Annotated in this window: 22 protein-coding genes and 1 riboswitch; of the genes, 10 read left to right on the top strand and 12 right to left on the bottom strand. The window is 59.4% G+C overall.

Annotated features, from left to right (window positions below):
- Positions 1-170 precede the first annotated feature (170 nt).
- Genes V7787_RS22090 through V7787_RS22110 form a run of 5 tightly spaced genes read right to left on the bottom strand, consistent with a single transcriptional unit; the run spans position 171 to position 4,205 of the window.
- Complete coding sequence (locus V7787_RS22090; RefSeq protein ID WP_064492079.1) at positions 171-797, bottom strand: urea amidolyase associated protein UAAP2; 627 nt, start codon at positions 795-797, stop codon at positions 171-173.
- 9 nt (positions 798-806) lie between these two features.
- Positions 807-1,520 (bottom strand): urea amidolyase associated protein UAAP1, encoded by a 714-nt coding sequence (locus tag V7787_RS22095; protein ID WP_064492080.1) that lies wholly within the window; start codon positions 1,518-1,520, stop codon positions 807-809.
- The gene (locus tag V7787_RS22100) at positions 1,517-2,311 is read right to left on the bottom strand and encodes an ABC transporter ATP-binding protein (RefSeq protein ID WP_020193057.1); all 795 of its coding nucleotides are present in this window, start codon (positions 2,309-2,311) and stop codon (positions 1,517-1,519) included. The genes V7787_RS22095 and V7787_RS22100 overlap by 4 nt, the downstream gene beginning before the upstream one ends.
- Positions 2,308-3,123 (bottom strand): ABC transporter permease, encoded by an 816-nt coding sequence (locus V7787_RS22105; RefSeq protein WP_064492081.1) that lies wholly within the window; start codon positions 3,121-3,123, stop codon positions 2,308-2,310. Before V7787_RS22105 ends, V7787_RS22100 begins: the two co-directional genes overlap by 4 nt.
- Positions 3,124-3,137: 14 nt before the next feature.
- Positions 3,138-4,205, bottom strand: a complete 1,068-nt coding sequence (locus V7787_RS22110) for a putative urea ABC transporter substrate-binding protein (protein ID WP_064492082.1) — start codon at positions 4,203-4,205, stop codon at positions 3,138-3,140.
- Positions 4,206-4,267: 62 nt separating this feature from the next.
- A riboswitch (guanidine-I (ykkC/yxkD leader) is annotated at positions 4,268-4,368 on the bottom strand.
- Positions 4,369-4,697: 329 nt separating this feature from the next.
- Here V7787_RS22110 and V7787_RS22115 point away from each other — a divergent pair.
- Positions 4,698-5,099 (top strand): ACT domain-containing protein, encoded by a 402-nt coding sequence (locus tag V7787_RS22115; protein WP_064492083.1) that lies wholly within the window; start codon positions 4,698-4,700, stop codon positions 5,097-5,099.
- Positions 5,100-5,144: 45 nt separating this feature from the next.
- Here the strand turns inward: V7787_RS22115 and V7787_RS22120 are convergent, their stop codons facing one another.
- Complete coding sequence (locus V7787_RS22120; protein ID WP_064492084.1) at positions 5,145-6,596, bottom strand: efflux transporter outer membrane subunit; 1,452 nt, start codon at positions 6,594-6,596, stop codon at positions 5,145-5,147.
- An 83-nt stretch (positions 6,597-6,679) separates the two neighbouring features.
- Between V7787_RS22120 and V7787_RS22125 the strand changes: the two genes are divergently transcribed.
- From V7787_RS22125 to V7787_RS22145, 5 genes are all read left to right on the top strand, one after another.
- A complete protein-coding gene (locus V7787_RS22125) occupies positions 6,680-7,294 on the top strand; it encodes a TetR/AcrR family transcriptional regulator (RefSeq protein ID WP_010954179.1) in 615 nt (204 codons plus the stop codon).
- Positions 7,295-7,371: 77 nt separating this feature from the next.
- Positions 7,372-8,475, top strand: a complete 1,104-nt coding sequence (locus V7787_RS22130) for an efflux RND transporter periplasmic adaptor subunit (RefSeq protein ID WP_104887662.1) — start codon at positions 7,372-7,374, stop codon at positions 8,473-8,475.
- On the top strand, positions 8,472-11,564 hold the full coding sequence (locus V7787_RS22135; protein WP_104887663.1) for an efflux RND transporter permease subunit: 3,093 nt from the start codon (positions 8,472-8,474) through the stop codon (positions 11,562-11,564). The genes V7787_RS22130 and V7787_RS22135 overlap by 4 nt, the downstream gene beginning before the upstream one ends.
- A 72-nt stretch (positions 11,565-11,636) precedes the next feature.
- Positions 11,637-12,929 carry a beta-ketoacyl-ACP synthase II gene (gene fabF / locus V7787_RS22140; RefSeq protein WP_064492099.1) on the top strand — a complete coding sequence of 431 codons (1,293 nt, stop codon included), beginning with the start codon at positions 11,637-11,639 and terminating at the stop codon, positions 12,927-12,929.
- On the top strand, positions 12,926-14,164 hold the full coding sequence (locus V7787_RS22145; RefSeq protein WP_064492087.1) for a multidrug effflux MFS transporter: 1,239 nt from the start codon (positions 12,926-12,928) through the stop codon (positions 14,162-14,164). The genes fabF and V7787_RS22145 overlap by 4 nt, the downstream gene beginning before the upstream one ends.
- Before the next feature lie 152 nt (positions 14,165-14,316).
- Here the strand turns inward: V7787_RS22145 and V7787_RS22150 are convergent, their stop codons facing one another.
- Positions 14,317-15,300, bottom strand: a complete 984-nt coding sequence (locus tag V7787_RS22150; protein ID WP_064492088.1) for a TerC family protein — start codon at positions 15,298-15,300, stop codon at positions 14,317-14,319.
- Positions 15,301-16,102: 802 nt separating this feature from the next.
- Here V7787_RS22150 and V7787_RS22155 point away from each other — a divergent pair.
- The 4 genes from V7787_RS22155 to V7787_RS22170 all read left to right on the top strand — a co-directional run bounded on the left by V7787_RS22155 (position 16,103) and on the right by V7787_RS22170 (position 20,333).
- On the top strand, positions 16,103-16,483 hold the full coding sequence (locus V7787_RS22155) for a hypothetical protein (protein WP_010954186.1): 381 nt from the start codon (positions 16,103-16,105) through the stop codon (positions 16,481-16,483).
- A gap of 111 nt (positions 16,484-16,594) precedes the next feature.
- Positions 16,595-17,122, top strand: a complete 528-nt coding sequence (locus V7787_RS22160) for a (2Fe-2S)-binding protein (RefSeq protein ID WP_010954187.1) — start codon at positions 16,595-16,597, stop codon at positions 17,120-17,122.
- A complete protein-coding gene (locus V7787_RS22165; RefSeq protein ID WP_064492089.1) occupies positions 17,119-18,120 on the top strand; it encodes an FAD binding domain-containing protein in 1,002 nt (333 codons plus the stop codon). Before V7787_RS22160 ends, V7787_RS22165 begins: the two co-directional genes overlap by 4 nt.
- A complete protein-coding gene (locus V7787_RS22170; protein WP_198747010.1) occupies positions 18,117-20,333 on the top strand; it encodes a xanthine dehydrogenase family protein molybdopterin-binding subunit in 2,217 nt (738 codons plus the stop codon). The genes V7787_RS22165 and V7787_RS22170 overlap by 4 nt, the downstream gene beginning before the upstream one ends.
- 48 nt (positions 20,334-20,381) lie before the next feature.
- Here V7787_RS22170 and V7787_RS22175 read toward each other — a convergent pair whose 3' ends face one another.
- From V7787_RS22175 to V7787_RS22195, 5 genes are all read right to left on the bottom strand, one after another.
- Positions 20,382-22,163 carry a monovalent cation:proton antiporter-2 (CPA2) family protein gene (locus V7787_RS22175; RefSeq protein ID WP_020190679.1) on the bottom strand — a complete coding sequence of 594 codons (1,782 nt, stop codon included), beginning with the start codon at positions 22,161-22,163 and terminating at the stop codon, positions 20,382-20,384.
- A 194-nt stretch (positions 22,164-22,357) separates the two neighbouring features.
- On the bottom strand, positions 22,358-22,861 hold the full coding sequence (locus V7787_RS22180; RefSeq protein WP_064492091.1) for an Hsp20/alpha crystallin family protein: 504 nt from the start codon (positions 22,859-22,861) through the stop codon (positions 22,358-22,360).
- A 26-nt stretch (positions 22,862-22,887) separates the two neighbouring features.
- Positions 22,888-23,259, bottom strand: a complete 372-nt coding sequence (locus V7787_RS22185) for an Hsp20/alpha crystallin family protein (RefSeq protein WP_020190681.1) — start codon at positions 23,257-23,259, stop codon at positions 22,888-22,890.
- A 27-nt stretch (positions 23,260-23,286) separates the two neighbouring features.
- Positions 23,287-23,742 (bottom strand): Hsp20/alpha crystallin family protein, encoded by a 456-nt coding sequence (locus V7787_RS22190; RefSeq protein WP_010954193.1) that lies wholly within the window; start codon positions 23,740-23,742, stop codon positions 23,287-23,289.
- A gap of 189 nt (positions 23,743-23,931) precedes the next feature.
- The gene (locus V7787_RS22195) at positions 23,932-24,402 is read right to left on the bottom strand and encodes a phosphate-starvation-inducible PsiE family protein (protein ID WP_010954194.1); all 471 of its coding nucleotides are present in this window, start codon (positions 24,400-24,402) and stop codon (positions 23,932-23,934) included.
- Position 24,403 lies beyond the last annotated feature (1 nt).

The following is a 24,403-nucleotide window of genomic DNA, read 5'->3' on the forward strand; positions in this document are numbered from 1 at the left end:
GGTTGGGTTGTGGGTCGTCCCACAGTGCTTATGAGGTCTTGGGGTCGTCCCCAGCCTGGATCAGGAGTGCTTGTCAGGACAGTCTGGCGGGTCGCTGCGGTATTGGATGCGCCCAGCACGGTAGTGGCAGTACACGAAGAACATGTACCTCAAACGCTTTACCCAGGTTTTCATGCCCATATGGTCAGCTCTGCGGGTGTTGGGTCGTAGCCGTTGCAGGGGTTGTTCAACTGCGGGCAGTTGGAGATGAGCACGATTACATCCATCTCTGCGCGCAGCAGCACATATTTACCTGCCGCCGAAATGCCGTCCTCAAAGGTCAGGCCGCCTTCCGGAGTGACCGGGACATTCATGAAGAAATTGATGTTCGGGCTGATGTCGCGCTTGCTCAACCGGCCATCATGGCTGCAGGCCCGAAGGTAATTGTCACGGCAGCTGTGCATGTGACGCTTGTCCAGGGCATAACGGACGGTATTGCTCTCCTGTGCACACGCACCGCCGAGTGTGTCGTGGCGCCCGCAGTTATCTTCGATGAGGGTGAGTAATGGTCGGCCCAGGTTTGAGTACAGAACGCTGCCTTTGCCCAGGTAAACATTGTTCTGCCGCCGCAACGTGCGCTGGACGTCGTAGCGCTCACGAGGATTCGCGGCACTGTAGAACAGGGTATCGATCGCCTGGTTACCTTCGAGATCCCGGATGCGTAGAATCTGGCCAGCCTTCACTTCGGTCAGCCATGGTTCTCCGGCTGGAATGGTGGCTTGGTATAAGGCATTTTCAAGGTGCAATGGTGCAGTCATGAGGCGTCCTCAGGCATGAATCCGTTGGGTGTTGATGAAACCGCGCTCGTTCTCTGGCCGCGAAGTTCGACAGTGTTCGGCGACCGCGTCCGCAGCCTTCATGAAGGTGAGCTCGACAGGCTTTGGCGAATAGGTCTTCGAAGGGTCCATCGGATGCTGAAGGGCTGTAATCACGAACAAGGTGTCCATCGGTGCGTAAAGCTCGATGCAGTCTCCGGCTTTGGAATTACCCTCGACAAACCGCAGCCCGCCATGGGCATCGACGTCGACGCGACTGAACAGATTGAGCACCATCGTCAGATCGCTCAAGCCCAGCCCCCACTTGCCCATTTCGACGAGCAGGTTGTCCGCGCCGTTGCGGAAGAAACCATTGCGCAACTCCTGGTAACGGCCGTTACCGTATTTCTCTACGACCTCCTGAGCGCAAAGCACGCCACCGATGCTGTCACTCCAACCACAGGTATCACGAGTGATTGCAGCGAGCACCCGCCCCATATCCGAGTAAAGGCAATGGCCTGCAGTGAGCTTTGCGGTGTGCTGACACTTCAAGCTGTCGGGCAGATTCAGGCGCTCGGTCTTCTCGTGGGCGTTGAACAGCATGGCGCTGACGTTCGCCCCGCCCTCCACGTCGGTCAGGCGCAACAACTCACCACGCTTGAGCACGAATGAGAGGTGTCCTCCTCCCGGTAGCAACTCATTGGAAAACACAGTTGTTTCGATCATGGGTAGCAGTCCTTGGTTGGTTGAATCGCACACGACAGCGATGCAGCAGCAGCCAGCCGCGAATCTGTGCGTTTACTGTTGAGTGGCAAGTCGTAGGTCACGCGCGCGCCGTATGAGAGGGGTGCATGGGGGTCGACGCGAATCTTGTCGAACACCATCAGCCGAGTACCCAGGCTGAATCCTTCGCTAAGGTCGTGGGTCACCATGAAGACTGTCAGGCCCGTCTCCTTCCACAGCTCCAGCAGCAGCGCATGCATGTCCTTGCGAATACCAGGGTCGAGCGCGCCAAACGGCTCATCAAGTAGCAGAACGCGAGGTTTCATGATCAACGCCTGCGCGATAGCCAGGCGTTGCTGCATCCCGCCAGAGAGCTGTGAAGGGTATTTCCCAAGTGCTGCCTGCAGACCCACTTTGCGCAAAAGCTCTGCCGCCTGATCCCGAGCAGCGCGTTTTCTCGCTCCGAATAGTCGACCAAGCAGAAACGCGTTCGGCAACTCAAGTCCCAGTGCGACATTGTCCAGCACCGTGAGATGTGGAAAGACGGAGTAGCGTTGGAACACGACGCCACGTGCAGGATCGGGCTCGGCGCAAAGCGGTTGGCCACCCAGAAGGATCTGACCTTTACTCGGGGTTTCCTGGCCCAGGAGCAGGCGCAAGAACGTGGATTTTCCGCATCCGGAAGTCCCGACCAGGGTGCAGAACTCGCCCTCCTCGATCGTGAGGTTCAAGCCCTCCAGCACCACATGCTCTGCGTACTGCTGCCATACATTCTTGACTTCGATGAAGCTCATGCTCGCGCGCCCTCATACCAGGGGAAGGCTCTACGTGTGAGCGTCCTCAGCCCCCAATCCATCAACCAGGCCAGAAGCGTGATCCAAACGACGTATGGAAGAATCACGTCCATCGCCAGGTAACGGCGCACCAGGAAAATCCGATAGCCCAAGCCGTTTTCAGAGGCGATGGCTTCGGCAGCGATCAGGAATAGCCATGCGGAGCCGAGCACCAGACGCAGTGAAATCAGCAGGCGCGGCAGTAACTGCGGCAGGACGACCCGCAGGATCAGCGTCCAGGTACTGGCCCCCAACGTCTGGGCCTTGATCAGCAGCTCCACCGGGATCTCTCGGGCCCGTTGTTCGAGGTCACGGGCCAGGATGGGGGTGATCCCGATGGCGATGAGCATCACCTTGGACAATTCGCCCAGCCCGAAGACAATGAACAGGATCGGCAGAATGGCCAGTGGCGGAATCATCGACAGCACGACGAGCATGGGTGACAGCGATGCGCCAACCAGCGGCAAGGTACCGGCAGCGATACCCAGGCACAGGCCGGCCCCTGCAGCGATGGCCAGGCCAGTACCCAGCCGTTGCAGGCTGGCGCCTGTGTCCTGCCACAGCAGGTAGGCACCACTGCGCTTGTCCTCGGTGAACGCCATGCGCTTCACAGCGTCGGACATTTGCATGGCGCTGGGCAGTAGCTTGTCGTTGGGGTTGTCAGCCAGGCGCTGCGCCGAACTCACGAAGTACGCGCACAGCACCAGGACCAGCGGGAGTATCACCAGCAACAGCCGTGAACTCCGATCGGGATGTCGGTTGATCAAGCGCATTGAGCACTCTCCGCTTACAGGGCGCCGTCGACGGCCATTTGCACGTAGGTCGGGTCAAAGCGCAGCTTCAAGTTGGCCTGGTCGCCCAGGGTGACATCGTTGGCGAAACTCATCCCCACCACATTGCTGTCGGGTGCTCCATCACCCAACAAACCGTGCTCGAACGAAAAGTTCGCGACCTTCGCCATGGTCTCCGGCAGATCCGGGCTCTTGGCGAATACCAGTGCATCGTGAGCGGTGAAGAACAGGTGGGTGGTTGCCAGTTGAGACCTGAAACCGGCAAGGTCAGTACCCGAAGCCTTGGCCATGTGCTCCTCGGCGGCTTCGGAGCTGGCGTCCTTGGCGTTCATCATGCTCATGACCTCAAACCACGCCCCTGTGAGCACCTTGCCAAGTGCGGGGTTGTCTTTGAGGGTTTCGGTGTTGACCACCATCATGTCCAGGATCTCGCCAGGTATCTGGCTGGAACTGAAGACTTCGGTTACACCGGGAGTGGCCTTGATGTCGGCGAGCATCGGATTCCAGGTGGTGACGGCCTGGACGCTCTCGGTGTTGAAAGCGGCGGAGATGTCCGCATCAGACGTATTGATCACCTTCAGATCTTTCTCTCGAAGGTTGGCCGTATCGAGTGCGCGGGCTAGCAGGTAATGCGACACCGATAGCTCGACCAGATTCACATCCATGCCTTTAAGGTCGGAAACGGTCTTGCCTGCCCCCTTGATGACAACACCGTCGTTGCCGTTGGAGTAGTCGCTGACGATCAATGCCGTGCTGTCGACACCGCCAGCAGCTGGGATCGTGAGCGCGTCCATATTGGTCATGGTGCAGCCGTCGAACTGGCCAGCGGTGTACTGGTTGATCGACTCCGCGTAGTCGTTGAGCTGAGTCAGAGCGACATGGATACCGTACTTCTTCGCCCATTTGTCGACGATGCCTTGTGCCTGAGCAAACTCCCAAGGCATCCAGCCGGCATAGATCGTCCAGCAGACGTTGAAGTCTGTCTTGGCCGCAGCGTGTGATGAAGTGGCAGCCAACAGGCCAATGCCTGCTGCCATGAAAGCGGAGAGTAGGGGCTTTCGCATGGTGGGACTCCAGTTGACGGTGAGCGGACAGGAGCAGCGCATCACCCTCTACAAGGTGGTCTGTCTCCCGGGCTTTTATCCCGCCGTGTAACCTCAACTGGAGGTCGTCAGCTCTCGGTCCAGACACTCGTTTTTGCGAGCCGGAACCCTAGCCAACCATTTTTCAAATTGTGGTGCACTCAGCCAGCGCTGCTCCTGCACGGAATTACATGATGCGAGAGGCGTGCCAAGCTCGCGGGATCAATGCCATTGCCGCTGCGACCCCGCAGTTACGGCCAGTTGAGCGACAGGCACAACTGATCGCCTAGCGATCTTTCATTGCTGTGCGCGCTGTGAGGCGCCTCTTTTAAGGGCGGCGATGCCCTTAAAGTGGGCAAAAAGGTGGTTCAGCAGAATCCGGCGCATCAGTTTCTCTAATCCGTCATGCTCGTTATTCATTGCACTGATCATCATTTCAGGCAGACTTCTGCCACTAATTATTGGAGGTGAGACGTGGCGGGTGAAAAATCTATCTCTGCCCTATTACGCGGTATGAGCCCAATCCTCAACGAAGGTGAGTACGTCTTCTGCACCGTCGCTGACTTCGCAGGGCTGAGCCCGGACGACCTGGTGGGTAGCTTCAAGGAAAAAGAAGGCTTGACCTTGATCATCGAGCGAAGCCGAGCAGAAACGCTCGGGCTGAAGTTTGATTTCGTCGCTGCGTGGATCACCCTGACCATCCATTCGGCCCTGGATGCAGTCGGCTTGACTGCGGCGTTCTCGACCGCTCTGGGCCAAGCAGGGATCAGCTGCAATGTGATCGCAGCCTATTTCCACGATCATGTCTTCGTAGGCAAAGATGATGCGCAAAAAGCGATGAAGGTGCTGAACACCCTTTCCCAGACTTCTGAGTGAGGCTGGTCGAGACGCTTTACCGCTCAAGGCATGTACGCAGTCCCATCATCGCAGTGCCACATCTGAGTCAGTTGACCACCCGCCACCCAGGGCGAGGTAGGCAGCAATAGCAGCACGCACCGCTTCAGTTTGCGCAACTGCTCGGGAATCCGATGTCCTGAGAAGCTGCTGATCTGCGTTCAGAACGTCTATCAAACTGGCTACGCCGTTCTGAAATGCTACGAAGGACGAACGTCGTGCTTGCTCCAGGGATACCTCACCGCGTTTGAGCGACTGTGCCTGCGCTTGCCGATTGATCAATGCAGACAAAGCTGTTTCAACATCTTCCGAAGCCTCCAGCACAGACTGCCGATAGATGGCCAGGGCTTCGGCTTCACGTCCTTTGGCCTGGTCTATCTGCGCGTTGATGCGGCCAAAATCAAAGAGTCGCCACCTCAAGCCGAGCAATACGGCTGATTGGTCGGCATCGCCCGTGAAAAATGTTCCGCCAGAGGTAGACGCACTGCCGATCAGCCCGCCTATCGAGAATTTTGGGTAATACTCACTGATCGCACTGCCGATCATGGCATTGGCAGCCATGAGCCTGCGCTCAGCGGCGATCAGGTCGGGCCGACGGCGGAGCAGATCGGAAGGTTTGCCGATTTGCGCAAGCGCAGGCACCTGAGGGATTGACGAGGCAATTGCCATCTGGGCGCGGTGGGTACCTGGCGCACTGCCAAGCATGACATCCAAGGCGTTGAGAGCCGCATCCAGGCCCGCACGCAAAACTGGCACGGTTGCCTCGACTTGAGACAGTTCGCCTTCGGTTTGACGAACCTCGTAGTCAGGCGCCAGACCTTTGCGGTTGAGCAGGTTGACTTTGGCCAGAAGGTCTTGCTGTGTCTGCACCTGGTTCTGAGCAATGGCCAGGCGCGCCTGCAGCCCCCTCACGGTGGTGTAGATATCGGCTGTTTGCGCGGCAACGGCAAGACGCGTCGCGATTGCCCCCGCCTCAGAAGCCTGGTACTCACCGACGGCGGCTTGCCGATCACGCCGCAGCCCACCAAACAAGTCGATTTCCCAGCTTGCTTGCAGATTGAGTTCATAGCTGTTGCCGTAGCGGTCATAGTCAGGCGTTGAGTTCAGCAGCTGGCCCAATGGCGTTTCAACGGATTGCCGTGAGCGTGCAGCTTGACCATTGATACCCGCGGACGGCACAAGCGCCGCGGTCGCTGAGCCCAGTGCTGCGCGAGCCTGAGCTACGCGGGCCTGTGCCTGCGCCAACTGCAGGTTTTGCCCCAGCGCCTCGGTCACAAGCCTGCTCAACAAAGGATCTCCAAATCCTTCCCACCAGACATCGAGGCTGCCGACCGATGTGTCGCTTGCGGTCAACGGCTGTGCATCCGTGACGTAATGATCGGCCAGCGCAACCTCTGGCTGTTTATAATCCGGGCCAACCATGCACCCTGCAGTGAGACTGGCGCTCAACAGCAGAGCAATCGTTCGGTAGGGAAGCATGATGATTCTCATAGACCAAGAGGAGATGTGACCATATTATATTTTGGTCACACTCTGTCAATCAGTTCCAGGATGCTTCAAAAATGAGTAAATCTTCTCCACCCTCGCCGGCGCGCGGGCCAGCCGACCACGACGTGAGGGATCAGATCATCCAGGCTGCCATGGAGCACTTCGCCCATTATGGGTACGACAAAACCACTGTCTCAGACTTAGCCAAATCGATCGGCTTTTCAAAGGCCTACATCTACAAGTTCTTCGAATCCAAACAAGCGATCGGAGAGGTGATTTGCTCCAGTCGGCTTGCGCTCATCATGCAGCGCATTGCGACGGCCACCAGCGACGCCCCGACTGCATCGGAAAAGTTGAGACGTCTATTCCGAGCGATCGCTGAGGGCGGGGCTGACCTTTTCTTCCACGACCGGAAGCTCTATGACATAGCGGCAGTGGCATCGCGCGACCAATGGTCGTCGGTCAAGTCTCATGAGGCCAATATCAGTAAGGTCATTCTGGAGATCCTGACACAAGGCCGCGACGCAGGAGAATTTGAACGCAAGACCCCCCTGGACGAACTGACGCTGGCGATTTTTCTGATCATGAGGCCATACGTAAATGCCGCGCTCCTTCAGCACAACCTGGACACGCTTCAGGATGCGGTCGTCCAACTGCCGGCTTTGATACTCAGAAGTCTCGCCCCTTAGCAGAGCGTGACCATTGACAATATTGGTCACTGGTAGAAAAATGGGATTCCTATATCGCCTTTTGAGAAAGGGATCCCATGCGCCTGCGTCCTGCCGCCATAGTCGGTTGCTTACTCCCACTCGCCCTTGTCGCTTGCGGGGACTCTTCACCTGGAAAAGACCCGAGAGACACACCGCCGGTCGTGAAAGCGGTCTCGGTACAGGACGCGTCAGCCCTTGCACGTTCGTTTTCCGGAGTAGTGGTCGCTCGCATACAGAGTGACCTCGGCTTCCGAGTATCCGGAAAAATCCTGCAGCGCCTGGTCGATACCGGGCAAACAGTCAAACGCGGTCAGCCCTTGATGCGTCTGGATCCGGTGGATCTGAATCTACAGGCACGCGCACAGCAAGAGGCCGTAACTGCCGCTCGGGCACGGGCCAAGCAGACCGGTGACGACGAAGCTCGATATCGAGGGCTGGTTGCCGAGGGCGCGGTCTCGGCCTCGTCCTACGACCAGATCAAAGCTGCGGCTGATGCTGCGAAGGCGCAACTCAGTGCCGCGCAAGCTCAGGCTGACGTTGCCAGGAACGCCACCGAATATGCGGTATTGCTAGCCGACGCCGATGGTGTGGTGATGGACACGCTGGCCGAACCGGGCCAGGTCGTCAGTGCTGGTCAAGCGGTTGTAAGGCTGGCCAGGGCCGGGCAACGAGAAGCTGTCGTCTACTTGCCAGAAACGCTTCGACCTGCACCTGGCTCGACTGCACTCGCCACGCTATTTGGCAAGCCTGCGCAGGCCGTACCCGCCAAACTGCGCTTGCTTTCAGATGCAGCAGACCCCATCACGCGCACATTCGAGGCCAGGTACGTGCTCACTGGGCCTATGGCGAGCGCGCCATTGGGTGCAACCATTACGCTTGAGATTCCGGATACCGATACGAATTTCGAAGCGAAGCAGATACCCATCGGCGCACTCTTTGACCCGGGTAACGGAGCTGGAGTTTGGGTGATAGCAGGCCAGCCGGCCAAGGTGTCCTGGCGCGCTGTGGAAGTTCTAAGTGTCAGTGACGAAAAAGCGGTCGTGAAGAGTGACCTGCACGCTGGCGATCGGATCGTGGCACTGGGTGCGCATCTGCTGCGCGATGGCGTCGAGGTCATGGAACAGGCTCAAACAGCTCAGGTCATGGGGCACCAACCATGAGCCAGCAGCGTTTCAACTTATCCGCGCTCGCGGTACGCGAGCGATCAATCACCCTCTTCCTGATTGTGCTGATCGCCTTCGCCGGCACGCTGGCCTTCTTCAAGCTGGGCCGTGCAGAGGATCCGCCCTTCACCGTCAAGCAGATGACGATTATCACTGCCTGGCCCGGCGCCACTGCGCAGGAAATGCAGGATCTGGTGGCCGAACCGTTGGAAAAACGCATGCAAGAGCTGCGTTGGTATGACCGTACCGAAACCTACACCCGGCCTGGGTTGGCGTTCACGATGGTGTCGCTGCAAGACAAGACCCCACCTTCGGCGGTTCAGGAGGAGTTCTACCAGGCCCGCAAGAAAGCGGGTGATCAGGCCAAGCTCATGCCAGCGGGCGTCATTGGCCCAATGCTCAATGATGAGTTCTCGGACGTGACATTTGCGGTCTACGCGCTCAAAGCCAAAGGCGAACCGCAGCGCCAGCTGGTACGCGACGCCGAAACACTGCGCCAGCAGCTGCTGCACGTCCCGGGCGTCAAGAAGGTCAACATCATCGGGGAACAGGCTGAACGGATATTCGTGTCCTTTTCCCATGACCGCCTGGCCACGCTCGGAATCACGCCACAGGACATCTTCTCGGCCCTTGACAACCAGAACGCCCTGTCACCGGCGGGCTCGGTCGAAACGCAGGGGCCACAAGTGGTGGTCAGGGTTGACGGCGCCTTCGATCAACTGGCAAAGATTCGCGAAACCCCTGTGGTCGCCCAGGGCCGCCCCCTGAAACTGTCGGATGTGGCCGACGTTGAACGCGGCTATGAAGATCCCGCGACGTTTCTGGTGCGTAACGATGGCGAGCCAGCCTTGCTGCTTGGCATTGTCATGCGCGAAGGCTGGAACGGCCTCGACCTTGGCAAAGCCCTGGAGGCCGAAACAGCCAAAATCAACGAAAGCATGCCCTTGGGCATGACGCTCAGCAAGGTCACCGATCAGGCGGTGAACATCACGTCCTCCGTCGACGAGTTCATGATCAAGTTTTTCGTTGCCCTGCTGGTCGTGATGCTTGTCTGCTTCCTCAGCATGGGCTGGCGTGTCGGCGTTGTCGTCGCAGCCGCGGTGCCATTGACACTGGCGATCGTATTCGTGGTGATGGCCGCAACAGGCAAGAATTTCGACCGGATTACGCTGGGTTCGCTCATCCTGGCCTTAGGGTTGCTGGTCGACGACGCGATCATCGCCATCGAAATGATGGTCGTGAAGATGGAAGAAGGTTACGACCGCATCAAGGCTTCGGCATATGCCTGGAGCCACACGGCAGCCCCCATGCTGTCCGGCACACTGGTTACCGCCATCGGATTCATGCCTAACGGTTTCGCCCAGTCCACTGCCGGTGAATACACCAGCAACATGTTCTGGATTGTCGGCATCGCCCTGATCGCATCCTGGGTGGTGGCGGTAGCGTTCACCCCCTACCTGGGCGTGAAGTTGTTGCCTCGGATCAAGACGATTGAAGGTGGTCATGCCGCTATTTACAACACCCGTCATTACAACCGATTCCGCGCTTTGTTGGGCTGGGTGATCGCACATAAATGGCTCGTGGCAGGCACCGTGGTTTCGACATTTGTGGCCGCCGTGCTTGGCATGGGATTGGTAAAGAAGCAGTTCTTCCCGACCTCCGACCGCCCCGAAGTGCTTGTGGAGCTGCAGATGCCTTATGGCACCTCCATCGAACAGACAAATGCCACTGCGATCAAGGTGGAGTCCTGGCTACGTCAGCAAGAGGAGGCAAAGATTGTCACCACTTACATCGGCCAAGGCCCGCCCCGCTTCTTCCTGGCAATGGCCCCTGAGTTGCCCGACCCGTCCTTTGCCAAGATTGTCGTCCTGACCGAAAACCAGGGCGCTCGTGAGGCCCTCAAGCATCGTCTTCGGGAGGCGGCCTCCGAAGGTCTGGCACCCGGCGCTCAAGTGCGGGTAACACAACTGGTATTCGGGCCCTACTCCCCCTACCCGGTCGCCTATCGGGTGATGGGCCCGGATGCCTCGCAACTGCGTCAGATTGCAGCACGCGTCCAAAGCGTGCTGCAGGCGAGCCCCATGATGAAGACCGTCAATACCGACTGGGGCCCGCTTGTTCCCACGCTTCACTTCTCCCTGAATCAAGATCGCCTGCAGTCGGTTGGCCTGACGTCCGCCTCGGTGTCGCAGCAGCTTCAGTTCCTGCTCACCGGTGTGCCGATCACGTCGGTCAGGGAAGATATCCGCTCTGTGCAGGTTGTAGGGCGTGCCGCTGGCCAGATCAGACTCGATCCTGCCCAGATCGAGAATTTCACCCTGGTAGGCTCGAACGGTCAGCGCGTTCCGGTTTCGCAGATCGGTGATGTGAGCATTCGCATGGAGGACCCCATCCTCCGTCGCCGCGACCGAACGCCCACCATGACAGTGCGGGGTGACATCGCGGAAGGGCTGCAGCCGCCTGATGTATCCACGGCGATCTGGAAAGACCTCCAGCCCATCGTCACGCAGCTGCCTGCGGGCTACAAAATCGAAATGGCAGGCTCTATCGAGGAGTCGGCCAAGGCCAGCCAGGCTATCGTCCCCCTCCTGCCGATCATGATCGCCCTGACTTTGTTGATCATCATACTGCAGGTGCGCTCTATCTCGGCGATGGTCATGGTGTTTCTGACTTCACCGCTGGGGTTGATCGGTGTAGTACCCGTATTACTGCTGTTCGGCCAACCGTTCGGCATCAACGCGTTAGTCGGCTTGATCGCGCTCTCCGGGATTCTGATGCGCAACACCCTCATCCTGATCGGGCAGATTGACCACAACCAGCTTGAAGGACTTGCGCCCTTCGACGCCGTGGTCGAGGCCACAGTGCAACGCGCACGCCCAGTGTTGCTCACGGCATTGGCAGCCATCCTGGCCTTCATCCCCCTCACCCACTCGGTGTTCTGGGGCACCTTGGCCTACACCCTGATCGGAGGCACGTTCGTGGGCACGATCATGACCTTGGTGTTCCTGCCGGCGATGTATTCCATCTGGTTCAAGATCCGCCCCAATAGCCGCATTGCCAAGCCAGAAGCTGCACACCGCGCCTGAGTAGACATTGCCTTCAACCCGTGCGTGCCCGATGCAATTCGAGGTGCGCTCATGATCCAACGAGAGGTCGAAATGACTCACAACGTTAATCAAAAACGCATCGTGGTGACCGGCACCGGCGTTGTCAGCCCGCTGGGCTGCGGCGTAAAGGAAGTCTGGCGGCGATTGCTGGCTGGGCAGTCCGGGATTCGCGCGCTTGCTGGCGATGTCGTCGAAGGCACTGGCGTGTCAGTGGGCGGCAGCGTGCCCACATTGGCCGAGGATGCCGTGGCAGGCTATCAACCCGAGCGGGTCATCCACGCCAAGGAACGCAAGAAGATGGATCGGTTCATCGAGTTTGCGCTGGTAGCAGCGGATGAAGCATTGCAGCAAGCCGGCTGGCATCCCGAGCGTCAGGCTGAACGCGCGCGCACCGCCACCATCATCGCATCGGGCGTCGGCGGCTTCGGTGCCATCGCAGAGGCGGTGCGCACCACTGACGCACGTGGCCCTCGCAAGTTGTCGCCCTTCACGGCGCCATCGTTCCTGGCCAATATGGCAGCGGGTCATGTCTCCATACGCTATGGCTTCGAAGGCCCACTTGGGGCACCCGTCACAGCCTGCGCTGCGGGGGTGCAGGCCATTGGCGACGCCGCTCGGCTCATCAGAAGCGGCGAAGCGGATATTGCGATCTGCGGTGGCGCCGAAGCGGCAATCGATCGTGTGACGCTAGGCTGCTTTGCGGCTGCACGAGCGCTCAGCACGGGCTTTTCGGATAGCCCTGAGCAAGCCTCCCGTCCTTTCGATAGCCAACGGGACGGGTTTGTCATGGCTGAAGGGGCTGGCTTGCTGGTGATCGAGTCGCTGGAACATGCGCTGGCCCGTGGCGCCAAGCCCCTGGCCGAGCTGGTCGGCTACGGAACGAGCGCTGATGCCTACCATCTGACCGCTGGCCCCGAAGACGGAAGCGGTGCCAGGCGCGCCATGCAACTCGCGCTGCAACAGGCGTCGATAGCGCCTGGGGATGTGGACCATATCAATGCGCATGCGACTTCGACCCAGGTTGGCGACAAGGGTGAACTTGCAGCGATTCGCGCCGTATTCGGTAGCGGCAGCGGCGTGGCGATTACATCGACCAAATCGGCCACCGGCCACCTCCTGGGGGCGGCAGGCGGTGTCGAAGCCATTTTCACGGTGTTGGCGCTGCAAGATCAGATCGTTCCACCCACGCTCAACCTGACTCAGGTCGATGATGCTGCGCTTGGCCTTGACCTGGTTGCACGAATAGCCCGTGAAATGCCCATCGAATATGCCTTGTCCAATGGTTTCGGATTCGGTGGTGTGAACGCCAGCGTACTGTTCCGACGCTGGGAGGCCAACGTATGAACAGCCGACTCGAAACACACGCCAACGAAGCTGAAGGTGATGTTCAGAGGGCCAACGTCCTGACGGCCAAGGTCATCCTGTTACTGGCAGCACTCGCTGCCATCAGCAACTTGTCCACCAATATCATCCTGCCCGCTTTTCCTGAAATGGCTCGACAGCTCAACGTCTCATCCCAGCAACTCGGGCTGACGCTCTCCAGCTTTTTCATTACGTTCGCCTTCGCCCAATTACTGGTAGGGCCGCTTGCCGATCGCTATGGCCGCAAGCGCCTGGTAGTAGGTGGGCTGATGATTTTCGTGGTGGGTACGTTTTGGGCGGCTAACGCCGCCACACTCGACATGCTGATCCTCGGACGGGTAATCCAGGCCATTGGCGTGTGTGCCGCCGCGGTTCTGGCCAGAGCCATCGCTCGCGATCTTTATGAGGGTGAGAACCTGGCACGCGCGTTATCGCTGACGATGATCGCTGCCGCCACAGCGCCAGGCTTCTCACCTTTGATCGGCAGTATGCTGAACACCACTTTGGGTTGGCGCGCACTTTTCATAGCCGTCGGCATGTCGGCAATCCTTATCGCGCTGTTCTACCTCAGAGGGATAGGTGAAACCCTTCCTGCCCATCGTCGGGTGACTCAATCAGTACCTGCGATCCTGATCGCATACGGCAAACTGGCGTCCAACCGCCTCTTCATTTTGCCCGCACTCGCGACCAGCCTGCTGATGAGCGGCTTATTCGCCTCGTTCGCCGCTGCGCCGTCAATCTTGATGGAAGGCATGGGGCTCAACTCGCTCCAGGTGGGCCTGTATTTCGCGGCAACTGTCTTCGTGGTCTTTGCCGCTGGCTTGGCTGCTCCTCGCCTGGCTCACCGTTGGGGTAGCCGCGCCATCACCTTGTCAGGCCTCGCGACTGCGTGTACGGCAGGTGCATTGCTGCTGGTCGGCCCAAGCAATCCAAGCTTGGGCTGGTACTCATTGTCGATGGTGCTTTTCCTATGGGGTATGGGTATTGCCAATCCACTGGGAACGGCCTTGACCATGACACCGTTCGGGAAAGAAGCAGGACTGGCTTCAGCCCTTTTGGGATTCCTGACCATGGCGATCGGAGCAGTGTCGACCTGGATGGTTTCCACGCCGAAGTTCCCCACGATTGCCGTACTGGGTGCCACTCAAACCTCGGTGTGCTTTCTGGCAATGGTGCTTTTCGCTTGGTATGTCAAACGTAAGGCAATTGTCAGGTAGGAGTATCTCTGCATGAGGTTTGCTCCTGCTTCGCCTGGGATGTGCCAAATCAACTGCATGGCCCGGGCAGCAGCGGAGGCGACCGCTTTCACGCCTTGAATCCTAGGCGATCCGGTCATCGCGCTCACGCAGCAGCCAGCGGTCGTAATTATTCAAGAAGCATTAGCGGACGCTCGGGTTTTCCAAAGCGAAAGCAACACGCCGCCAATCAGCAGGCCGATTGTAATGCTCAACGATATTTCGGCTGGCACTTTACCCACAATATCATGAAGGAAAATTTTCGAGCCGATAAAGACAAGCACCAGAGCCAGCGCATATTTAAGGTAAACAAAGCGACTGATCATGGCAGCCAATGCAAAATAGAGCGCTCGCAAACCGAGAATGGCAAAGATGTTCGACGTATAAACGATGAACGGATCCTGTGTGATAGCAAAAATCGCAGGCACGCTGTCAACAGCAAACACCAAGTCTGCACACTCAATCAAAATAAGTGCAAGGAAGAGCGGTGTCACCCATAGAATTCTTTTTCCTGACGCATCGGGCAAGCGAACCACAAAGCGTTGACCGTGCAATTCTTTGGTGATGCGTAGGTGTGTGCGCAGGTAGTTGACGAAACGGTTGTTTTGCAAGTCAGGCGCATGATCGACGCGAGCGAATAGCATCTTGACCCCGGTGAAGACCAGGAACGCGCCGAAACAGTAAAGTATCCAACTGAACTGGGCGATGAGCGCAGCCCCAAGGCCAATCATGATAGCCCTCAGTACGATAACCCCCATGATCCCCCAAAATAATACTCGGTGCTGGAACTCCCGAGGAATGGCCAGGAAACTGAATATCAGGGCAATAACGAAAACGTTATCCATTGACAGGGATTTTTCAATCAAGAAACCCGTCACATAGTCCATGCTGGCATCGCCGCCTTTCTGGAAATACACCCAGACCGCGAACAGAAGGCCCATACTGATGTATCCTGCGGACAGCAACAAGCTCTCTTTGACTCCAATCTCCCGATTCCCGCGATGGAGCACACCTAAGTCAAGCGCCAAAAGTGTTAGCACAACAGCGAAAAAGGAAAGCCAAAGCCAGAGGTCAGTACCAAGAACGTCTTGGTAGAGATACGTACTAAGGGCAGACATGAGCCCCTCCTGTATAGTCGTAGTTGAACAACTATGACTCCGACATGGCGGTATAACCGTCAGAGGGGCCCGGCGTCACGAATAAAGAATTTATCGAGCGCGAAGTAGGCTGCAAGTAGAAAACATTTACAAATTTTGTCCATGACAAGCTAAAACGCTTGCAGTGAAAAACTAACTTCGCACACCTGATTGCCAGCCTCATGGGTGCCCCGCACGTTATCAACGCCTTCATTGGAGCAAAGCGCCGCTCGCTCGTGTCGACCTGATGCAGCGCCTTCCGTCGGTCAGAAGGCACCCTCCCACGCACGCCAGGCCGAACATAGGGTGAACAATCCAATAAGGCATTTCACCATGACACCAGCAAAACCTTTTACGTTAATGCTTGCACTTTGCCTGGGCTGCGCTTCAGCACTAGCTTCGGCCGCCACAGACCTGAACCATCAGCGCGCCCCAGGCATGCAATCGAACGACAATGGACAAATGAACGGCCAAGGCGGAGCGACTGGCTCGGGAACACCCGGCGATGGCATGGGTACGGGTGATGGCGGCACTGACGACAATGGGACGGACAATACCGGCGGTGACGGTACCGACAGCGGCTCGGGAACCGGCAGTCATGGCTCTGGTAGTAGCGGCACAGGCGCGGGCGGTGGTGGCAGTGGCTCAGCCGGAAGTGGATCTGGCGCAGGTTCCGGCAGTTAGCTGAGAGGGCCGATCGACACGGATCACCCGTCCATCACCGAGCGCCTCAGTTCTGCCCTGGTTTTCAACCGTTCATGCAACCCATGCAGGAGGAAATACCATGCCACGCGGGGACAAAGACAAGTACACGGACAAGCAGAAACGCAAGGCCGAGCACATCGAGCAATCTTACGAGGACAAAGGCGTGGGCAAGGATGAAGCCGAAGCTCGCGCCTGGGCCACCGTCAACAAACAATCGGGGGGCGGTGAAAAACACGCAGGCTCGGGAAGCAGGACACCGTCGCACGTGAAGAAGACCGCACGCTCGGATTCGGCCAAGCGCGCCGCTGAATCTCGCCAGGGGCATTCGCGGACGTCGCATGCGTCGCTGGAATCGCAAAGCAAGGAAAGCCTTATGAAAGAGGCACGCAGCAAAGACATCAAGGGGCGCTCGACCATGACCAAGGCCCAGTTGATTGAAGCCCTGCAAAAACACGGGTGACGGCCAGATGTGATCGGCAACTTGGCAAGCCGGCTGAACGTTTGCTCAACCGGCCCGGTCGCACAACAGAGACGCAGCCGGCTGCGCGAACCCTGACCGTGAGGACCTACCATGAGCGCGATCTCTCCCAATGGGGCTGAAGAACACCCCATCGGCCTGACCCTGAATGGTCAGCGCCTGACACTGCAGGTGAATCCCTGGACCACCCTCCTCGACCTTTTGCGCGAGCAGTTGGACCTGGTCGGCACCAAGAAGGGTTGCGACCATGGCCAGTGCGGGGCCTGCACGGTGCTGCGCGATGGCAAGCGCGTCAATGCCTGCCTGACCTTGGCCATCATGTGCGACGGGGCCGAACTGGTGACCATCGAAGGGCTGGCCAGCGGCGACGTTCTGCACCCCATGCAGCGTGCATTCATCACCCACGATGCTTTCCAGTGCGGTTACTGCACCCCGGGGCAGATCTGCTCCGCAGTCGGGCTTGCCCGCGAAGGGCGCGCCTACACCCGCGAGGCCATTCGCGAACAGATGAGCGGCAACCTTTGCAGGTGTGGTGCATATAGCAACATCGTCGCTGCGGTGGAAGAAGCCCTACCGTTGATGACGGACCTGGCCCCGCCACAACGAGGGCCGAATCCATGATGCCTTTCAGCTACCACAAGCCCGCATCAATCAGCGAAGCCGTGAGCCTGGCTGACGCCAGCTCACACTTCATTGCCGGCGGCACCAACCTCGTCGACCTGATGAAAGAAAACGTGGTTCGCCCCAAGCGCCTGATCGACATTTCTGGCCTTGGGCTGAACGGCATCCACCCCACGTTGAACGGTGGCTTGTTGATCGGCGCATTGGTGAGCAATGCCGACCTGGCCTGGCACCCAATGATCGAGCAGCACTATCCATTGCTGTCGGACGCCATCCTGGCTGGGGCATCACCGCAGTTGAGGAACATGGCCAGCACCGGTGGCAACTTGCTGCAACGTACCCGTTGCTACTACTTCTACGACACCGGCACCCCCTGCAACAAACGTGAACCCGGCAGCGGATGCCCGGCGCGTACAGGCTCGAACCGTATCCACGCGATTCTTGGTGCCAGTGATGCCTGTGTCGCGACCCATCCCTCGGATATGTGCGTGGCATTGGCAGCGCTCGAAGCCGTGGTGCATGTGCAGGGGCCGCGCGGAGAGCGCCAAATACCTTTTGCGGCATTCCATCGCCTCCCTGAGGACACCCCGGAGCGAGACAATCAGCTGGCAATCGATGAACTGGTGGTCGCCATCGAGCTGCCGCCCCCGGTGTTCAAAAAACATTACCGTTATCTGAAAATTCGCGACCGCGCCTCCTACGCGTTTGCGCTGGTGTCGGTCGCCGCAGCCTTGAGCTTCGATGGCCAGGTGATCCGGCAAGCTCGCCTGGCGCTGGGCGGCGTTGCCCACAAGCCGTGGCGAGACCCGGTTGTGGAACGCATGCTGGCCGGCCAGGCGCCTTGCGAAGCGCTGTTCACCCGGGCCGCAAAAACGTTGCTGCAAGGTGCAAAACCTCTGAGCCACAACGGCTTCAAGGTCACGCTCGCCCAGCGTGCAATTGTGCGGGCATTGGATGACGCGGCGCGCGGCGCCGCTGACGGGGGGCCACGACCATGATCAAATCCACACCGGTAGCCGGTACGTCCCTGGACCGCGTAGACGGCGTGGCGAAGGTCACCGGGCAGGCGCGTTACGCGGGCGAATACCCCGAAGTGGGCCTGCTCCATGGCAGCGTCGTGTCCAGTACCATCGCCCGAGGTCGGGTACTCAACATCGACAGTACGCAAGCGATGCGCGTGCCCGGGGTGATCGCCGTGCTTGATCATGGCCATCGTCCACATATTTCCAGTTATGACGACGACTACAGCGACGCCGACGCCGCGCAGGGGGCGCCGTTTAGGCCCTTGTTCGATGATCGAGTGCTCTACAACGGTCAACCGTTGGCGCTGGTGGTTGCCCAAACCCTCGAACTGGCCCGGTATGCAGGTTCGCTGATCAGGATCGAGTATGCCGAGGAGGCCCACCAGACCGACCTGGGCGCATGCCAACAGTCGCATGCAGCACCCGCCGAGACACCGGCACCGCGTGGCGACTTTGCCGCGCAGTTTGCCGGGGCCCCGGTGCAGGTGGATGCCACCTACCTGACAGCCAACGAGTACCACAACCCGATGGAGCCCCATGCGTCAACCGTACTCTACAAAGGCGACGGCACGCTGGAAATCCACGACAAGACCCAAGGCACGCAAAACTGCCAGGACTACCTGCACAAGGTGTTTGGCATGCCCAAGGCAAACATCCGCGTGCGCGCGGCATTCGTCGGCGGTGCCTTCGGCTCGGGCTTGCGCCCGCAGTACCAGTTGCCACTGGCAGTGATGGCGGCGTTGCACCTGAAGCGCTCGGTGCGCGTCACGCTGACTCGCCAGCAGATGTTCACCTTTGGCTACCGGCCCCGCACCGAGCAGCGCCTGCGCCTGGGTGCTGACGCAAACGGGCAGTTGCTGGCGATCGCCCACGATGCGCTTGGCCAGACCTCCCGCTTCGAGGATTTCACCGAGCACGTGGTGGAATGGAGTGGCATGCTCTACCAGTGCGACAACGTTGCCCTCAGCTATCGCCTGGCCTCGCTCGATGTGTACACCCCGCTGGACATGCGTGCGCCTGGCGCCGCGTCGGGGATGATTGCCCTGGAATGCGCCATGGATGAGCTTGCCTGTGCAGCGCAGATTGACCCGCTTGACCTGCGCCGGCGCAATTTTGCCGCCAGCAATGCCAACGAGGGTAAGCCCTACTCCAGCAAGGAACTGCTGGCGTGCTACCGCCAAGGTGCCGAACGTTTTGGCTGGCAGAACCGTAATCCGCAACCGCGCAGCATGCGCCATGGCAACCAGCTGGTCGGCTGGGGGATGGCCGGCGGCGTCTGGGAAGCCATGCAGATGAAGGCCAGCGCCAAAGCGCGCTTCGATGCCCAAGGCCACCTCACCGTCTGCAGTGCCACCACCGATATCGGGACCGGCACCTATACCGTCATGACGCAGATCGCAGCCGACGCGGCTGGCGCCAGGGTGCAGGATGTCACCTTCGTGCTGGGTGACTCTTCACTGCCTACCGCACCCCTTCAGGGCGGATCGTTCACGGTATCGTCGGTCGGCTCGGCCGTGCGCCAGGCCTGCCAGGTACTGCGCACCAAAGTGCTGGAACATGCGCGCAAGATGTACCCCCAAGTGGCCAGCTCGGTCCGGGAGCAGATCATTTTCGCCGATGGCTACCTGCACGCAGGCAGCCATCGCCTGGCCTTGGCGGACATCATCGCCAGCGCCCCCGAAGGTGAGTTCGAAGTGCAGATCGACGCCGAGCCCGGCGCCAGACGCCAACCGTTCTCCACCGCCACGCATTCGGCGGTATTCGTGGAAGTCCACGTCGACGAGGACCTTGGCACAATCAAGGTAGTACGGGTAGTCAGCGCCGTTGCGGCGGGACGGGTAATCAACCCGAAAACCGCGCGCAGCCAGATTTTGGGAGGCGTGGTGTGGGGGGTGGGTATGGCCCTCCACGAAGCCGCGCTGACCGACCATCGGTTGGGCCGCATCGTCAACCACAACCTCGCGGAATACCACATCCCGGTGAACGCAGACAGCGGGGATATCGAAGTCATCTTCGTTGAAGAGCACGACGACATCGTCAACGAGCTGGGGTCCAAGGGCGTGGGCGAAATCGGCGTCGTCGGGGTGGCAGCCGCGGTGGCCAACGCGGTCTACCATGCCACGGGCAAGCGTGTGAGGGAGTTTCCGATCACGCTCGACAAACTGCTGAAAGACAACAGTCAGGTATGAGTAATATCTGTGCATGAGGTTTGCGCCGCATCGCCGTCGGATTCCCGCTCACTGGGCATCGGTGGCTTCAGGCGCAGGCGGATCAATGCGCTCGATATTTCCCAGAACCAACGCTCGCCCGGCAAATAGACCGCCGGATGTTTCCAGGGCAAAACGTGCGGCATCGCGTGTGCGCACCTCGTCGGTCACCGCGTCAGCTTCAACGCTCGAGGCTCCCAAGGTCAGCACGGCCTGGCGGCCAAGCAGCAAGGAGGATTCAAAGGTTTCCCGCACGATGTAGTCGGCGTCGTGCCTGACCAGCTCCAGCGCGTGCTCGCGGTCAAAGGCGCGTACCAGCACCTTCACCTGCGGGCAATACTGCCGCGTGCTTTCGACGATTCGTGTCGCAGCCTTCTTGTCATTCACGCACACAATGATGGTGCGGGCGTGACGGGCCCCGGCAGCATGCAACAGGTCATGCCGGGCACCATCACCGTAATAGACCTTGAAACCATAAGGCTCCACGGCGCGGATCACCTCGGGGTCCATGTCGATGATTGAAAGCTTGGCGCCATGAGCGAGCGGTGCCTGACAAGCGATCTGGCCGACACGGCCAAACCCTATGATGAGTACATGGCCTTGGAGATTCTGTGCCGGCTCCACACCGTCCATGGAAACCGCCCGGGGCCGCGCGAAACGCTTGAGCAACAGAAGGTTCACCGGCGTGAGGGCCATGGACAGCACCACGATAGCCGTCATGTTGGCGTTGATTTCGGCACTGACGACCTTGAGTTTCAGCGCTTCGGTAAACAGCACAAAGGCAAATTCGCCCCCCTGCGCCATCAGCACGGCGCGATCCAGCGCATCGCCATGCTGGCTTTTCGCTAGGCGCGCGACCCCATAGATGCACAGCGCCTTGACCACCATCAGCGCCAGCACGCCAGAGCTGATGAGCAGCCAGTTCCTGGCCACCACCTGCAGGTCCAGCGCCATGCCGACGCCGAGAAAGAACAGCCCCAGCAACAGTCCGCGAAACGGTTCTATGTCAACCTCCAGCTGGTGGCGGAAGGTGGACTCCGACAGCAGCACACCGGCAACGAACGCTCCCATCGCCATCGACAGGCCGCCGATTTCCATCAGCAGCGCTGCTCCTAGCACCACCAGCAGCGCGGCAGCAGTCATCACCTCGCGCGCCCTGGCTTGGGCCAGTACCCGAAACAGGGGGTTGAGCAACCACAACCCGATGATCACCAGTGCGCTGAGGGACACGGCTGCGATAGCCATGCGCTGCCACAGGGGTGAGGTGGGTTCGGGCACCGCTGCAGTCGGCGCCAGAAATGCCACCACCGCCAGCAAGGGCACTATCAGCAGATCTTCAAACAGCAGAATGGACACGATGCGTTGGCCCCTCGGCTCGGTCAAGTCACCCCGCTCCGAGAGAACTTGCATGACGATGGCAGTGGATGTGAGTACAAAACCGGCCGCGCAGACGAATGACACCTGCCAAGGGAAACCAAAGGCCTTGCCGACGACGGTGAGCAGAACGGCACAGATCAACACCTGCAGGCTGCCCAGCCCAAAGATCTGCGCCCGTAGCGCCCACAGATGCGAGGGATTGAGCTCCAGGCCAATCACGAAGAGAAACATAACCACGCCCAACTCGCCCACATCAATGATGGTGTGAGGGTCATTGACCAGTTGCAGCCCGAAAGGCCCGATCATCATCCCCGCCAGCAGGTAACCCAGCACCGAGCCGAAACCGATGCGCTTGAGCAGTGGCACGGCCACCACGGCAGCGCTGAGCAACGTGATGACACCCAACAACAGTCCTGCGTTGCCTTCAGCGGCCATGGCTTCGACCCTCAGCCCCTGTCAGGACCGGTTATGGAGAAAGTACCGGACGAATTATCGCTGGGCGTCTCAGTTCGCCTGGGATGTGCAATATCCACTGCATGGGAAGCGGCAGCTTCCGGTGGAGCAACTGAAGAAACACCCGCCCGCAGGTAGGTCGCGGGCGGGTAATCCTGGTGACGAGGGGCTGTCCCCTAGCCTTCGCGAACCTCGATGCGCCTGCCACTCGCACGCGCTTGCTTGGGCAACTCGATACGCAGCACACCGTTGTTGCATCTGGCGCTGGCCTGCTCGGCAATGACCTCGGCAGGAAGCCGGAAGGTGCGCCGGAAACTGCCAAAGGTGCATTGCCGGACGCGATAATGCCCATTGCCCTGCTCCTGCTCGACGCGCTTTTCACCGCGAATGATCAGCGTATCGCCCCGCACTTCCAGGTTCAGGTCCTCCTTGACCATTCCAGGTATCTCAAGGCGAACGACGATCCGCTCACCATCCTCGTAAAGATCGCCGGCCAGCAGCCCCCAGTTCGAGGCAAGCGCCGGTGATGAGGTCGCATCCTGCGACTCGCCCCTGCTCCGCTTCACTGGCGTGAAGCGCGTCAGGGCCTCGCTGGTGCGACCGCGAAGCTGACGCCAGCCCTCGCCCAGCGAATGCCAGGTTTCCTCCAGGCCATGTCTGAGTTCAGCTAGTTTGTCCATGGGTCGTCCTCCACACGCTCAAGGCCCTACGCGCTTTTCACGACGATCTTGCGCGGCTGGGCATGTGCATGTTTGGGAACACGTACGTTCAGCACGCCGTCCCGTAGCTCAGCATCGATTCGGGTCGTATCCAGCTCGGAGCTCAAGGTGAAGGCTCGTCTGAATCGCGACAGCTGGACTTCAGCGTAGACGGCCTCCAGCTGTTCGGACAACTGCGGCATGATCTCCCCTTCCAGCACCAGCGTGTCACCCTCCACATTGACCACGAGATGATCCTTGGGCACCCCGGGAAAGTCGGCAAACAGCTGGATTCCGTTTTCGTCTTCGAAGACATCGACGCGCGGCAGCAGTGTTTGGGTTTCAGTTTCGCCGCGCACGACTGCTTGCTTGTCGTTCATGGTGATTCCTCCTTCAAACCTTTGCTGTTACTGGATGACTATACGCTTGGGCTGCAGCGCTTCTCGCCGCGGCAGGGAAATGCGCAGGACGCCGTCGCGGTAGTGGGCCTCGACCTTGTCGGTATCGACTTGATCATTGAGGCTCACGGTACGCTTGAAGGGACCGGCATAGCGCTCGTTGGCGTACACGGAGCAATTGCCCTCCTGCGTGCTGCGCGCGGGCCGGCGCTCGCCGGAAATCGATAGCAGGCCTCGGTGAATCTGCAGATCGATGTCGCTCGGGTCAACGCCGGGAACGAAGGCGTAGACCTCCATGCTCGATGGCGTGCTCGCGACATTGATGGCAGGAAAAGCACCACTGGCCAAGGCACGAATGCTGCCTGGGCGCCCGAGCCCAGTTCCCAGCACATGTTGCAGTTCGCGCTGGAGCTTCTCGAACTCGGCAATCGGATCGCTCGACAGATTAAGAAGGGACTCGTACATGACAATCCTCCTTCCAGCTGACTGAAATGATCTCGAACAGGAGGCGCGAAGCGCCGGGTTTCGGCCCCTGATGACGGAATTATGTGAGCAATCTGGAGGTTTTCAAGCCCCGGTTTGAACGGATATGGAATTACACATCCGCGCTCTTTTTCCCGTTCAATCTTTGCCTTGGCGCCATTCACACAGAGCCTAGGCAACTCGATCATCACGCTCACGCAACAGCCAGTAGGTCAGCCCCAGGGCCAGGGTGGCGCCAGCGAGCGCCGCGACTTTGGCCGGGCTGACATCGGGATCAAGGATCACGATCTTGCGCGACAGCGCGATCAACCCGATCAAGAGGACCGTCTTGACCTGAATGATGCTGCCATGGCGCAAGACAACGCGCACGATGGAATGCTTGAATTCCATCGCGATCAGCAGCGTCATGACCATACCGAACACATTCTGGAAGATCCGGTGGTCCAGCGGATTGAACGCATCGATGATCAGCAGGCTGAAGACTATCTGGATCAGCTGTACCAGCGACACCACGATAACCACCGCGATCACCAGCGAAAGAATGTGAGCGACGATCTGCTCGAAACGCTCGTAAAACGTCAACACCGCCCACTCGCGACGCAGTCGCATGCGCGTGGTCTCGGGCTCATCGCTGTCCTTCATG

The organism is Pseudomonas sp. CGJS7 (genome assembly GCF_036961695.1).